The organism is Moritella viscosa, from assembly GCF_900120065.1.
Classification (GTDB): Bacteria; Pseudomonadota; Gammaproteobacteria; order Enterobacterales; family Moritellaceae; genus Moritella; species Moritella viscosa.
Genome location: NZ_FPLG01000158.1, coordinates 1 through 12,909, shown reverse-complemented (window position 1 = coordinate 12,909; position 12,909 = coordinate 1). Strand labels below are relative to the sequence as shown.

The 12,909-nt window shown below is 37.2% G+C and carries 16 protein-coding genes; 11 read left to right on the top strand and 5 right to left on the bottom strand.

Annotation, left to right across the window (positions count from 1 at the left end):
• Positions 1-240 precede the first annotated feature (240 nt).
• Positions 241-2,367 carry a UvrD-helicase domain-containing protein gene (locus BT797_RS23410; protein ID WP_075473692.1) on the bottom strand — a complete coding sequence of 709 codons (2,127 nt, stop codon included), beginning with the start codon at positions 2,365-2,367 and terminating at the stop codon, positions 241-243.
• A complete protein-coding gene (locus tag BT797_RS23405) occupies positions 2,354-4,684 on the bottom strand; it encodes an AAA family ATPase (RefSeq protein ID WP_075473691.1) in 2,331 nt (776 codons plus the stop codon). The genes BT797_RS23410 and BT797_RS23405 overlap by 14 nt, the downstream gene beginning before the upstream one ends.
• A gap of 941 nt (positions 4,685-5,625) precedes the next feature.
• Between BT797_RS23405 and BT797_RS23400 the strand changes: the two genes are divergently transcribed.
• Positions 5,626-6,141, top strand: a complete 516-nt coding sequence (locus BT797_RS23400) for a hypothetical protein (RefSeq protein WP_075473690.1) — start codon at positions 5,626-5,628, stop codon at positions 6,139-6,141.
• Positions 6,142-6,216: 75 nt separating this feature from the next.
• On the opposite strand, the gene BT797_RS23395 is transcribed toward BT797_RS23400, so the two are convergent.
• A complete protein-coding gene (locus BT797_RS23395) occupies positions 6,217-6,606 on the bottom strand; it encodes a hypothetical protein (protein WP_075473689.1) in 390 nt (129 codons plus the stop codon).
• A gap of 307 nt (positions 6,607-6,913) precedes the next feature.
• Here BT797_RS23395 and BT797_RS23390 point away from each other — a divergent pair, with 307 nt between their 5' ends.
• Positions 6,914-7,975 carry an N-acetyltransferase gene (locus BT797_RS23390; RefSeq protein WP_075473688.1) on the top strand — a complete coding sequence of 354 codons (1,062 nt, stop codon included), beginning with the start codon at positions 6,914-6,916 and terminating at the stop codon, positions 7,973-7,975.
• Here BT797_RS23390 and BT797_RS23385 read toward each other — a convergent pair.
• Together BT797_RS23385 and BT797_RS23380 are read right to left on the bottom strand one after the other, a co-directional pair.
• Positions 7,972-8,370 (bottom strand): ASCH domain-containing protein, encoded by a 399-nt coding sequence (locus BT797_RS23385; protein WP_075473687.1) that lies wholly within the window; start codon positions 8,368-8,370, stop codon positions 7,972-7,974. The two genes, BT797_RS23390 and BT797_RS23385, sit on opposite strands and share 4 nt — an antisense overlap.
• Before the next feature lie 231 nt (positions 8,371-8,601).
• The gene (locus tag BT797_RS23380; RefSeq protein WP_280522473.1) at positions 8,602-9,195 is read right to left on the bottom strand and encodes a helix-turn-helix domain-containing protein; all 594 of its coding nucleotides are present in this window, start codon (positions 9,193-9,195) and stop codon (positions 8,602-8,604) included.
• A 102-nt stretch (positions 9,196-9,297) separates the two neighbouring features.
• On the opposite strand from BT797_RS23380, the gene BT797_RS23375 reads away from it, so the two are divergent.
• The 9 genes from BT797_RS23375 to BT797_RS23335 form a co-directional block, all read left to right on the top strand.
• Complete coding sequence (locus BT797_RS23375; RefSeq protein ID WP_075473685.1) at positions 9,298-9,501, top strand: Rha family transcriptional regulator; 204 nt, start codon at positions 9,298-9,300, stop codon at positions 9,499-9,501.
• Positions 9,502-9,698: 197 nt separating this feature from the next.
• The gene (locus BT797_RS23370) at positions 9,699-10,217 is read left to right on the top strand and encodes a phage regulatory CII family protein (protein WP_075473684.1); all 519 of its coding nucleotides are present in this window, start codon (positions 9,699-9,701) and stop codon (positions 10,215-10,217) included.
• Positions 10,218-10,229: 12 nt separating this feature from the next.
• Positions 10,230-10,520, top strand: a complete 291-nt coding sequence (locus tag BT797_RS23365) for a hypothetical protein (RefSeq protein ID WP_075473683.1) — start codon at positions 10,230-10,232, stop codon at positions 10,518-10,520.
• A gap of 9 nt (positions 10,521-10,529) precedes the next feature.
• Positions 10,530-10,820, top strand: a complete 291-nt coding sequence (locus BT797_RS23360) for a hypothetical protein (protein WP_075473682.1) — start codon at positions 10,530-10,532, stop codon at positions 10,818-10,820.
• On the top strand, positions 10,817-11,203 hold the full coding sequence (locus BT797_RS23355; RefSeq protein WP_075473681.1) for a hypothetical protein: 387 nt from the start codon (positions 10,817-10,819) through the stop codon (positions 11,201-11,203). The genes BT797_RS23360 and BT797_RS23355 overlap by 4 nt, the downstream gene beginning before the upstream one ends.
• Entirely contained in the window at positions 11,200-11,427 is a 228-nt protein-coding gene (locus tag BT797_RS23350) for a hypothetical protein (RefSeq protein ID WP_075473680.1), read from the top strand. Before BT797_RS23355 ends, BT797_RS23350 begins: the two co-directional genes overlap by 4 nt.
• Before the next feature lie 17 nt (positions 11,428-11,444).
• Entirely contained in the window at positions 11,445-11,747 is a 303-nt protein-coding gene (locus BT797_RS23345) for a hypothetical protein (RefSeq protein ID WP_075473679.1), read from the top strand.
• Between the two features lies 1 nt (position 11,748).
• Entirely contained in the window at positions 11,749-12,726 is a 978-nt protein-coding gene (locus BT797_RS23340) for a hypothetical protein (RefSeq protein WP_075473678.1), read from the top strand.
• Positions 12,726-12,909: hypothetical protein (locus tag BT797_RS23335; protein ID WP_139292013.1), on the top strand; the 184-nt coding region annotated here is incomplete at its 3' end. The genes BT797_RS23340 and BT797_RS23335, both read left to right, overlap by 1 nt.

Below are 12,909 nucleotides of genomic sequence, written 5' to 3'. Positions count from 1 at the left end.
CAGAATCATTTACAGGGTCTATAACAAGACCTGTCACAATTTCCAGCAAGCACGTTTCGTTAACCAACTATTTCACGTTGCTTATCAAATAACTTTTCAATACTTAGAATAATAGGTGGGAAAAGCAATGTTTTCCCCCTCTGGATTCTTAATCTTAAGCACCTAATTGATCAACAACGCTATACTAACACCAAGGCAACAGCAATCTTCACTGTTAACTTTTTGATCAAGTGTAATAAACTACGTAGAAATATGATTATCTTCTATTGGCCAAGGTTTGCTCTCACCAAAAATAGCCTCGATGCCTTCCTTGATCTGCGAGATATCATCCAGATACAGTACCCTAAGATTTTTTATCGCTCGCGAAGAGGCAACATAGAGTAAATTCTGGGTATTAATATGTTTTTCTTCCATTTCATTGTCAGAAAATAAGTTCTCTTTTTCTTCCTCATTTTGTTGTATAGCATTAAAATAGTTTTTAAATTTATCTTTATTGTTCCTACCAAAGCTATGTTCTAGGATGATGGCGACATTCTCGTACTCTTCCCCCTTAGTGCCATGATAGGTATGGTAGCTAATATCATCGGCTTCGATACCATAAATAAAGTTAGCCCAGTTCATTAAGGATATGACTGGCAGCGCTAAAACGCTATCCACTTTTTCTTTGGATTTATCTTCATCCTCCGAATCCTCATTCATTAGCATATTAATACTGTCTAACAATGATGACCGAAATACATCAGCAGAAATTACATCATGATTAGTTAATTTAACCTTACTATTCAGTGCCTTGGATAGGCATTCTTTAGCGCTGCTATTGTCAAGTCTATCAATAATTAAGTCGACCCAGTCTTTTAATGATGCAATTTCTGTATTCCCTAATTCACGGATAATCAAGCTTGCCTTGGAGAATGCCATATTTTTACTCGATGCTCCAAAAACATCATAGTACGAAACCTTTCCTTGCTGGATATCTTGATAAAGCTTAATAAGGTGATAAATGGTTAAAACCGTCGGATGTAGCTTTTCTAATTGTTGAGATAACACTTGGGTATTTAGATTGTCATAATAGATAGCTGATTTTTTATATACTTCATAAACATCACTAAACCCATTAAAGTTTGCTATGAGTTTGTTTGTTAATACTAAGCAATGAATTTTAGTCTCTTCAGGAAGTATATCTCCTGACTCTCCATTGTTTGTGATAAGATCATTTTTATATTTGGCTAGGAATTGTTGAGCTGTAGTCAGTTTATCCTCTGAATTATTGTAGAAAAAACGTACTGAACCAGTATTTCGTTCCTCAAAAATAGGTATTTGAATTATTTCATCAGCACGAATGTTATTGGCTACATCAATAATTTGCTGGTGTGATCGTCTATTAAATATCTTATCGACATTAACCAATCCATCATGAAGATCTGCAATTTTTCGACCAACACCATCATCATAAATGCTCTGCGCTGTATCACCAAAATAGCCTACCACCCAGTCTTTATTATTTCCTATTGCGTAGTCATGAATAGTTTTGACAAACTTAACCACGTTGCTATGTGTATCCTGATATTCATCAATAAAGAAATATGGATAACTATCAATAATTATACGGCAAAGGATTGGGTAAGTTTCAACAAGCTTCAATCCATACTCAAGCAGGGTATCGTGGCTGAACTTCATATAGTGAAGTCTGTCAGAGTTTACCTTGCTGTCATAATTAACTCGTTTTTTTTCTCCAGTATCAATTCTTTCAGAACAATCTATAAGTCTTTGTCTTTTATATATTAGACTGATGACAAATTTGAAGTTTCCTATATTTCCTAAGTAATCATTTAGAAAATGTGGTTTATTAATCTCGATATCGTTATAAGCGTTTCTGAAATCAGCTGCGTTTAGCTTTTTAGACTGATAGAAAAGCTTTTTAGTCTGTAAAGCAAACTCCATAAATTCTTGTTGCTTTGGCTGTTCGAGGTCATTAAAGAATTGCGCTTTTGTTGAATTGTGCAGGTCTTGATTATTCTTCTCTATGACCTCTTCTATTTTCTCCTTATGACATATCAAAAGTTGAGGCTGAGCCCTTTTGATTATCTCCCATAATCTTTCATGAATGGTTGAAACTTGTACTGCATCTGAGTTACCTAGTCGGCTTTTTATCTCATTTACCGCAACATTGGTATAGGTGATACACGCCACTTTTTGTGGGCTTTTGATAGCAGCTATTTTATTGATAGTGACGTATTTTAGTGCTTCTATCAGTGCATAGGTCTTGCCTGCTCCCGCCCCAGCGTTGAAACGAAAGCTATTAAAATCATCGATATGTTTATTGATGCTTTTCTGAATATCTAGTTCAGCTGTCTCATTGGGCGTCATCAGATGTAACCCCCGTACGTTCTATTTCCGTATTTTCAACTTCCACATCAACCACCGCTTCAGCCTTACTTAATGAAGGTGTGTCATTGGTTTTAAGTTTAGTCACCAGCCAACTTAAACCATCTTCTAAGTAGTTTGGTAATTTCGGTAAAACATCACTTTCTTCTGCTGAAAGTAGGCTAAATATTAGTTCATTGGAAAACTTACTCTTACTATCTGAGAGTTTTTTCTGTAGCTTATACGAGTGAGTAATTAGGTTTCTTAGTGACTCTTCACTACCGTTATTTAAAATATCCTTATATATATCCGGCTTACAACTTTTAATTACACTATTAATAATATCATGTGTGTAATTTGTTAATATTAACGCTTCTTCAAAGCTAGTCGCATATTGCCCCTCGATAGGATCTTTTTGGAATACAGCATAAAGATTATCATCCTCAAAGAACTCTATATCATTAATTTTGCTTGCTACATCTTTAGATTTACCTTTCAATTTATGATTGAATTCAATAAGAGTTGAATTGGTTGTCACGCGGCTACTAAGGCTTGTGATTTGGAGATATCGAGGATCTGTTCCTGCTACAAAAGGGGTATCACCATCTTCAGACTGCTGATTACACACACTACATGTTTCGATTTTTTTATGCTTTTCCCCTTTCTCACACTTTGCACGCTTGATATCCAAATCGGTAACAATCAAGCTAGGGACACTGAGTTTTTTCGCCAGCGGAAGATACAATTTACCGTGAGCACCGTTAATGTTAAAAACTGAGATGTAGTATTCGCTAAGGTTTTGGTGATTTTCCAAATAGTAATTTAACAAGGTTTCTTCTGTAATACCCTCAACAAAGATAACAGCATCAGAAAAGAACAACTCTGAGACTTTGTACTTTATATGTTTTTTAATAAAATTGAGCTTTTTGTTCGCATTACTATCATCACTAGAAACTACGGTGTCATCCGTGAGGTTTATGGCTTTAGTACATTTGTTTATTGAGGTTAAATAGTTAATATTATTGAAGGTATTACTGCTGTGAATCTTACTATTGACTATATGAGAAGAGTGAGTAGTAATCGCTATCTGGCACTGTAGTGTTTTTGTATCTTGTGAAGACGTATTTGCGATCTCCAGTGCTTTTTTTACTGCATTATCAATACGCTTAATGAAAAACTCTTGCATCTGAGGGTGCATAAACGCCTCTGGTTCTTCAATAAAGAGTAGATTGATTCGACTAAAATGACTGTTATCTTCATAGCTATCAACAAAATGGATGATCTCACCAATAATGTTTAGCAGGTTGATATAGCCTAAGCCAAATTGGTCTTCTGGAATATAGTCATCGTCATCCATGAAGTTATATTTGATCAGCCCTTTCATGATGGCATCGTAAGTAACGTTGCCAGATAAATTCAGATTAACCTTGTTTGTGCTTTCTAGCTCCCCCAATACTTGAGAAATATCAGTACTTTTAGCACCCACATTTCCAGATATCTTTTTATTTATTGATTCTATGCTTGTTTCTAAACTAGAACGGGAACTAACGTCATTAGCGAACTGAAAGGCAATTATTTTGTTAAAAACATCGCTCAGTACACCTTCTTTAAGATGGCGGTTAGCTTTAATTTCTTTAATATTGATCAGTTTTTTTAGGGAAAACTTCTCTGTTACATCTCCAAGAAGATCCATAAATGCGATTTGATAAAGGTTCCCCTCTGCTTGGATAACGCTATTTTCTTTTGAAAGCAGGGCGTAAAATGTTTCAAACCTTTGATTGCTCTTTAGTTCTTGCCCTTCTGAATCAGTAGTCTTCAAGATCTTGCTCACTTCCTCTTTAAATGCAGATTCTTCAGCAAGCGCTACCTTAACTACGATGTGCACACTAACTGGTTCCCCATTTCCTTCTTCACTAATTGATATAAAAGGAGCAAGGTGAGTCATTAAATCTTCATCATTGAAGTCCACTTCGACCCTCAGAGTGAACTCTAAATTAGGCGTTTCTAAACATTCAAATTTTGTTGTTTGTTCCGCGTCAAAAGCTTGTTTATATTGATTGAACAACTCCTTTAAATAGGAGAGGTTAAAGTCAGACGCTGAAGGTTGTTCATTATGGCATAGCATCTTTAATGCATTGACGACTGTAGTTTTACCTGCATTATTCTTACCAATGATTAAGGTAGTTGAAGGCGCTATCACTGATGCTAGCAGCTCTTCTTCAGCACTCATATCGACAATTTCAGGCTTAACGAAGCATATCGTATTATCTGTGGAACGAAATTTTCTGTAATTTTTTATGGTTAGACTTTCTAAATACACGAATTTGTCTCTCCTATATTATTTAGGTCATTTACTTAGTTAAGTCACTGTAACATATTAATTATGTTAGGTGTTTGAGTAAAGTCACAGGCATTTTTTAAAACAATTTTGACCGATAAAGGTAAGTTCAGAATGGAGTTTACTTATAGACCGGAAGCTGACTCCTGAAAAGAACCAACGGAGTCAGGTCTGCGCCTTGTTACTGGATTCTAATCCCAACGTGGCTTTATAGAACATCGACTCTAACTAACTTTCTAGAACTGAGCCATCAAGATCTGACTTTGGTGTGTTTAGAATACTTTCCCTATCTAAGGACAGTTATTTGTTATGAATTTAGTTGGGCAACATTCATAATATAGGGAGGTTAGAGGTTAGAGGTTAGAGGTTAGAGGTTGGGGGAGTTAAGCCCAATTTGTCTCTGTGCTTATATACAATGTTTGGTTTCACAACCTGTCCTTATTATTCAATAAGCTATTTATTCTTGCCTACTCAACGCCGATTTTAATCAGATATTATGATTTTAGACGGTGTTACGTACTATATGTTTAATAGAGCTCATATTGGTAATATTTTGATGATATTACATAACATGCATTATTCGCAAAGATACAGATGCTGGAGAGATAAACTAAAATATTCTAGTAACTTAGGGCTCCTATTAATGTTATATTAGGTATTCAGTTGCATGAGTAAGTGGTATGATATTTTTTTATTTAACTAGTAGATAAGTCGATTTATATGTCAAATAAGGTCCAAAAAAACCAACAGTCAAAAGTAATAATCAACAACAAATTGCAAAGACCTAAAGGGGCTGTTGTTATTGGCGATTCTTTCGACCAGATTAAAACATCCGAACCTCAAACAATAACGCAATCATTCTCTACACCTGTACGACCTGGATTACACCCAAAAAACAAGTAAAATAATATGTAGGTACTTGCATGCAAGATGGAAATATCCCTGATAAAGACTATCAAAACCATTGGGATTTGCTGTGGAACACCCAACTAGGGATTAGGTATCACATGCATATGCAGAATTTTTATAGTCGGTTTGGTAAGTTAGTCACAGCCTTTACTTTGATCTTAAGCACAAGTGCTGGAGCTGCTGTTATTTCCACAACGCCTGAAGTTGCCAAATTTTCTGCATTTTCAGCTGCTATATTGCAGATTATTGAGTTAGTTATGGATTCTAAATCTAAGACATCTCTACACACGACATTGAGGCAAAGGTATATAGTATTAGAGTCTGAGCTTTATCAGTATGAATATCTGGATATCAACGCCGCAGATAAATATAGACGAGTTAAGGCATCTATAGAGGTGGAGGAGACACCTGTTAAGCTTTCGATAATGGAAAGATGCCACAATGAATTGGTTCAAGTCCATAAGCTTGATGAAAAAGATAAGCAAAATATCAATCTATTTAGGCGCATGTTTGGCGTTTGGTACACCTAAGTAGAATAGCATTCAATGCTCAATATAGCCCCTATCTATGATAGGGGGATAGAGCCTATTATAAATTAAATTCTATTATGTACAGTAGCTCTTAGTTTCTGCGGTTATGGCTAGTTCTGACTTATCATATTTCCCAAATCTTATCTTCAATTTCATTTCCATTTCCAATACAGTCTGGTAGATCACTGAATAAATCGAGTCAGGTAACTTGTTCAACTTCGTAACTGCTGTGATGAAAGAGGGAAGCACAGAAGAAGATACTTTTCTATGGAGGATAATAAATTCAATCGCATTATTGTAAATTGGATCGAATATGACCTTGTTGAAATATATTAGAATGTGAACTCCTCTACCCATATAGTTTTCATTACTACCCCAAACTGCACCATATACGACATACAATTCTTCGTAGGTCTTTCTACTCTCCTCGGTTAAATCCGGGTTGCTGTTGAGCCTATCTGACATTAAGAAATCTTACTGCATGGATTCTTGAGAGAAGTCCATAGTGCCTGATGGAGTTAAGTGGCCTAGATCATAATCTGTTTTTGTATAGTTATTCTGTTTATTTAAATAATAATCTACTGGGCAACCGCGCTCTTCAAAACTAAATTTTTAGTAAAAATAGCGGCTAATTATTATATACCTAACCTCACGAAAACATGTAAGTCATTAACCATAAAGTGTTATTTGTGAGATAATACCTCTTTAAATTTGTATTTAACACTGTAAACGATAATTTTTATGTTTACCGGTTACGCGCAGGAAATTGAATATGGAAAATTTGAAAGTACAAAAATTTAAAGATATAAATCTAGACGATGAATTCTTCGATTCATTAAAATCAGGGTATGCTGAGTTTACGAATTGGTTTGGGAATAAATCTGAAAATACAGCTTTGGTTCTTTATAACACTCAAAACAAAATAGAGGGCTTTCTCTTCTGTAAATTCGAGGAGGGTCCTGGTGATGATACGGTGCCTCTTCTTCCCAATTCAAGTCATATGAAAGTGGGTACTTTTAAGTTCAATCCGCAAGGGACACGGAGAGGGGATCGTTATCTGAAAAAAATATTTGATTATGCTCTAGCGCGAAACCCTAATGTAGATGATATATATGTGACGGTGTTTGGCGAGCAGCATGGATATCTAGTTGAACTATTTACTCGTTATGGATTTGAACTTTTTGCAACTAAGACAACCGCGAATGGTGTCGAGCAAGTTTTGTTAAGAGATTTAAATAAAATGCACGGTGATGTAGATAAAGATTACCCATTCATCAACACCAGAGATAATAGAAAATTCTTGTTGAGTATTTATCCTAATCATCATACTAAACTTTTTCCAGATTCGATATTAAATAATGAGTCTCAAAATATCGTAAAAGATGTATCACATTCAAACAGCATCCACAAAATATATATTTGCCAGATGTCAGGAGTAATGGAGCTACAAAGGGGAGATGTACTTGTTATTTATCGAACCGGTGATAAGTTAACTCCAGCAGAGTACAGTGCAGTCGCAACCTCTCTTTGTGTCGTCGAAGGTGTTCATACGCTTAATGATTATAAAACAGAAGATGATTTTGTAAGTGAATGCGTGAAGTTTAGCGTATTCAGTGATGCCGAACTTCGAGGCATATATAGAGAAAGAAGATATAATTATGTAATCAACTTCACTTATAACGTGGCCTTACCTAAGCGACCTATTCGGAAGAGACTGGCTGATGATGTTGGTTTAAATAGAGCTGATCGGTGGGGATTTTTGGAACTATCAAATGGACAGTTCCAACACATATTAGACATTTCAGAAGTTGATCCTAAGTTTATAAAAAACTAAGGCAGACAAAGGACTGACTCTGAATCTAAATATTTGAAAGATTGGGGGGCTTTAAAGCCTCTCTCTTTTTTGTAAGGGTCAATTGGTTGATCATATTTTTTTAGTGCTTTAATTTGAATTGCGTAACCTATATCTCGGTCATTAAAATACTCGTCGAAAAATTCTTTGTTTATACCTGATACTTTTTTGGTTTCTTCCCAAAGCTCTTTTGGATGTTTTGCTAGAATATCACCAATAGAAAATTCTCCAACAATTTTTCCTTCTGGCATTGTCGAATAAATAACTATGGATTTAACACCGGGTTTTTTAAATACAGCTTTTCTGTATTCAAATAATTTTTCACCAGAAAAAATTTTGGCAACAAATTCTGGTTTGATGGAAAGAAGGACCTTCATTCAATTCTCTCTTGGTATAAGGCAAGCCATGAACATTACACTTTAACGATACTATTATATTAAGTATAAACAACGGTTTTAATATTCACGATTACAACTTGTAACGACTAAAATACTGGGTGAATATACAGCTATTAGGGGGGTAATGTCTATCAGTAATAACTAAGAGATAGTTCTATCCGTATCTTTTCTAATGGTATGAAACGGATAGCATGTTTTAAGTTCTTCTCATTACTCTTTTTCCATCGCCAACACTACACGTCCCAGCACCACAATATCCGCTTCTGCAACTTCAACTGATGTATTACCATAACTCATGGCTAGTTTTTTACCTGGTAAACGCTGTAAATGATTTATAGAAATTGAACCATCAATATCCAATAAATAACGACCAGAACTAGGGTTAGTTTCTTCTGTATTAACAAACAACAAAGATCCATCAAGATCGATCACGCGAGTAATCGAAGGCGTTAATTCATAACGCTTCATTATCGACACATCAAGGTTCATTTCTTCAGACTTGTCTAGTATGCCGTTCGTTATTTTTTCAATTACAAACTTCTCTTTTAATACCATACCAGCACTTTCAAAAGCCTCACCTTGATCTAGTAATAGCCATTTTAAAGACACACCTTTAATTAGATGAATTCTCACCGCGATCTCGAAAGGAGTCATATTGCGTTTATGCCATGTGAAAATTGTAGACTTTGGTATGTCAAATGTCCTAGCCATATCCTCGAAGGAATCACATTTCAGCACTGATTTAAGTTTGTCAGTCACATTTCGACCGCCGCTGTAGTCCAAATGTCTTATTTTGTCTTGCATGTTGGCCATAATGGATCTATTATCCGTCCTGTAGTTCATTTGACCCATTGGCGGGTCGCATATTGTCTAATGATATTGAATATAACCAACAAGGATACCACTATGTCGTCAATTACAATACAGCTCCCTGTGCCTTACTGCACAAAAAAGAAATATGCCGATGCAACAGGGCAGTCAATGGGCGCTATTAATCAGGCGGTTGCAAGCGGAAAGCTACCTATCATGCCAAAAGACAGCGATAAAGGTGCAGTACTCATCAATCTTGTCGCCTTATTCAAAAAAGCAGATGCACAACGCTTTGCATAATCAAACTAATAGCCAATCAGAGATCACTATAAACGCCCATCAACAGGGCTTTATAGAGGTTTCGGCAGGTGTATTCATCGAACCAAGCGTGAATAAACGCAAGTATCGTTTCTCATTAATCGTTAAAACAGAAGCGATCATATTCATTTGCGTACTTGGATTGTTACTTAATCATTGCATATAAGGAGATTTTAGCAATGTATGAGTCAAATGAGAGTAAACAGAGCCCAATAGAGTCTGCATGTATTAGGTTTGCAGATATCGAAAACTTAGAGCAGATTGCAAACGAGTGCGGTATGCGTGGGCAAATACTACGAAACAAACTCAACCCCAATCAGCCACATCAATTAACCGTTAGCGAGTTAATTAAAATCACCACCGCAACCGATAATCACGACATTATCAACAGCGCAATACTCGAAGTCGGACTAACCGCCGTTCGTCTACCCAAACAAGGTGAATCCAAACCACTCACGCTCAGCGCCATGAGCGTGACCAGCCATGCCGGTGAAATAAACCGACACATCTTAGAAGCCGAATCAGATCGCCGGCTAACCCGATTCAAAAAAGACCAAATAATCAAAAAGGCACAAGACGCGGTACGTGAACTGGTCTTTCTTATGTCTGACGTTGAAAACCGCTGCGGTGGTGCAGGGCCGTTCGTGTCCATGTGTACAGATGCTGTTATCGGCGGATTGCCATTACCAGGTATGTAAGAGGGAATTGTTATGGGACAAGCACAACTCGTACAAACACAGCACCAAGACTCGGCGGCTCAAGCCATCGCTCAAGTCCGCGACATGTTTAGTCATAATCGTGTCGCTGTTATCTACAACAAACAAGGTGACGAGATAAAGCGCGTTATCTGTTTTGCTGCAGGAATGGAAGAGCGTGACATGAAATTTACGTTTCAAAAATTTAATCAAATTCAAAAAACCGCGATCCACTGCGTCATAAAACGTTTAGCACCGGTAATCAATGAAATGGCTGGTTACTCATTAACTGAATTTAACAAGTAAGGGAATACCATGATTAAAGCAAATCCAACAATAAACGACGTGATCAACGAACTCATGTTTATTGCCATCGCCAAACCTGAAAAATTAAGCGTGTCTGTTCGCTATATTGGCCATGCCGATGCACTCGAAGTTATCGCCGTTGATAAAGCCTACTTTAGCGGCATACAAACCCCGAATACCTGGTCAGCGAACAAGCTAATGGATAAAACCATTTACCTCGATGGCTTAACTGCATTTAGACAAGTCACTTCTACGTATAACGAACTAAGCAACTTGATAAAAAATGAGGTGGCGGCATGAAACGTATTTTAGCCCCCGTCGAAAATGTGCGTTCGGCGCTGCACTCACTTGGTATCGATGAAGACAAAGCCGATTGGATCATCGACCTGTTTGAATGCGTTGATGCTGGTCGTAGCGATGCACTTGCAATGCCTTGTTTTCATTTCAACCTTTACGCAACGCTCAAGCAAGAAGAAGTATTGATTACTGTATTTGCCTTTTGGCAAAGTGTCGTAGCTTGTTCAGATTCAGGCTCTAGCCAAGAGCAACTTGCCTTAGGCGCTATTCGTTCTGTGTACTTTATGGCGCAAGGCTTCGGCTTAACCAAGTTAGTCGCCTGTATAGAACTGTGGTGGGAAAAGACACTCGATATTCACAATACAACTATCTGGATGGTCGCATGATGTATCTAGCAATAGAGCTGTGTCCAAATGGCGGTATGCGTGAACACCCTAAAACCCACGAACTGCGCACCGTCGAAATAGGTGAATGCGAAACCAAACAAGATGCCATCAATAACGCATGCCAGCAGCTAGATTGTCGCCAGTTGTTTCGTGGTGTTATTGGCCGACCAAAGGGCCTGGGCGGTTATGTCGTATTAAACGCGCATGAGTATGCAGAAGTATGAATAAAGGATATTTAACCATGATTATTAGACATGAAATTAACGAACAAGAAATGATTGATATGTTTGACCTGTTCGCCGGTTCAATTATTGACGGTTACCCATGTGAAGAACTCACCAAATATTTGCATGAAGCAGTGCGAGAGTTAGCTGTTGACCAAACTGCAGATATTTCGAAAGGTGATTTTACTTCTCTTTTAAAAGACTTCATTAGCTGTTTTAGTTTTGATGGTAAGAATGGCCGTTATCTTTTCAGATTTGAAGATGTGGAGTTTTACGGCAATACCAAGGTTATAAAAATTGATACGAATAAGGAAGACTAAGATGCAAGTTAAGCAAGAATTTAACCTTGATGAGTTTTACCTAAATGTTAAGCAGTATCTAAACAACGGTATTCCGAATGTTCATTTGTCTAAAGGCTGTATTGGTGAGCTTTGTGTATTTGAAGAAGAGAATGGCAAAGGAACGGCCCTTATCCATATTTGGCAGTCAGAGTTTAATGATTTCTTAGGGTTGAGAGACGAATTTAAACGTCTTGGTGCAAGTAGTATTTATATAACACATACCTTGGATGATGAATTTAACTTTATTTGTAATGGTATTTGTGAAGAAGATGGCGTTAGAACGATAACGGTAGGATTTGCAATAGAGCAAAATTGTGAAGCGCATAGGGTCGCACGCTCAAAAGCATATCGAGATTTCTGGAATATGGCTTATCACGCTGCTCGGTCTGACCAGAGTCCTGGATTAGATGCGAATGACCACATGGTTAAACATATGATTAAAGCAGCACATACCTGCATTAATGAGCATGTGGTTGATTTAGGTGATGCAATGGAAATGGCTGAAGAAGCCATTGGTTTAACTAAATCAGAGTCTGACGCAAAACCACTAACACGTTCAGAGCTACGCCGCTTGGAATTAAAGCAAGCAGCTGATAATAAAGCTGAGTGGATTACTGAATATAAAAAGACCTTAGGCAATATCAATATAACTGTAACACCGCAGCAAATTTGGAAGACGTTTTATCGCGCTCATCGTCTGGGACGAGCTGGATGTGAAGACGCTACATCGTTGTGTTATAGCATTGATAATTTAACTAGTGATAACTATTTTAGTGATATGTTGAGTTGTGTCTGCAGTATATTTTTTCCACGGGTAATTCGTAGTGCATCTGGTATTCATCGGAGCCTAATTAGTAGTAATAATGCTATTGAGATATTCTGGAATGCGGGCCCTGATTGCTTACCTAGTGTTGAAAAAAATGACGTATATGACTATGCAGATGAGATCCCGTTCTGATGGCCGCTGCCAATAAAGCAAAGTCATTACCTGGTCGTAGCACCATTATTGAGATGATTGAAAGCGCGGAGGACTGCAGCAGTAAGCCAGTCAGAATGCCCGCGCTAGGCAAAGAATTCCCACAACCTGAAATGTCGCTAATCGAAAATGCAATGTTTCAGGTTAACCCCGATCTCGAAGACC

Coding starts and splice junctions, on each gene's coding strand:
- BT797_RS23345 (WP_075473679.1), top strand. CDS start 11,445: ATGATTATTAGACATGAAATTAACGAACAAGAAATGATTGATATGTTT.
- BT797_RS23350 (WP_075473680.1), top strand. CDS start 11,200: ATGATGTATCTAGCAATAGAGCTGTGTCCAAATGGCGGTATGCGTGAA.
- BT797_RS23360 (WP_075473682.1), top strand. CDS start 10,530: ATGATTAAAGCAAATCCAACAATAAACGACGTGATCAACGAACTCATG.
- BT797_RS23340 (WP_075473678.1), top strand. CDS start 11,749: ATGCAAGTTAAGCAAGAATTTAACCTTGATGAGTTTTACCTAAATGTT.
- BT797_RS23380 (WP_280522473.1), bottom strand. CDS start 9,195: ATGCAAGACAAAATAAGACATTTGGACTACAGCGGCGGTCGAAATGTG.
- BT797_RS23355 (WP_075473681.1), top strand. CDS start 10,817: ATGAAACGTATTTTAGCCCCCGTCGAAAATGTGCGTTCGGCGCTGCAC.
- BT797_RS23370 (WP_075473684.1), top strand. CDS start 9,699: ATGTATGAGTCAAATGAGAGTAAACAGAGCCCAATAGAGTCTGCATGT.
- BT797_RS23400 (WP_075473690.1), top strand. CDS start 5,626: ATGCAAGATGGAAATATCCCTGATAAAGACTATCAAAACCATTGGGAT.
- BT797_RS23385 (WP_075473687.1), bottom strand. CDS start 8,370: ATGAAGGTCCTTCTTTCCATCAAACCAGAATTTGTTGCCAAAATTTTT.
- BT797_RS23375 (WP_075473685.1), top strand. CDS start 9,298: ATGTCGTCAATTACAATACAGCTCCCTGTGCCTTACTGCACAAAAAAG.
- BT797_RS23395 (WP_075473689.1), bottom strand. CDS start 6,606: ATGTCAGATAGGCTCAACAGCAACCCGGATTTAACCGAGGAGAGTAGA.
- BT797_RS23410 (WP_075473692.1), bottom strand. CDS start 2,367: ATGACGCCCAATGAGACAGCTGAACTAGATATTCAGAAAAGCATCAAT.
- BT797_RS23365 (WP_075473683.1), top strand. CDS start 10,230: ATGGGACAAGCACAACTCGTACAAACACAGCACCAAGACTCGGCGGCT.
- BT797_RS23390 (WP_075473688.1), top strand. CDS start 6,914: ATGGAAAATTTGAAAGTACAAAAATTTAAAGATATAAATCTAGACGAT.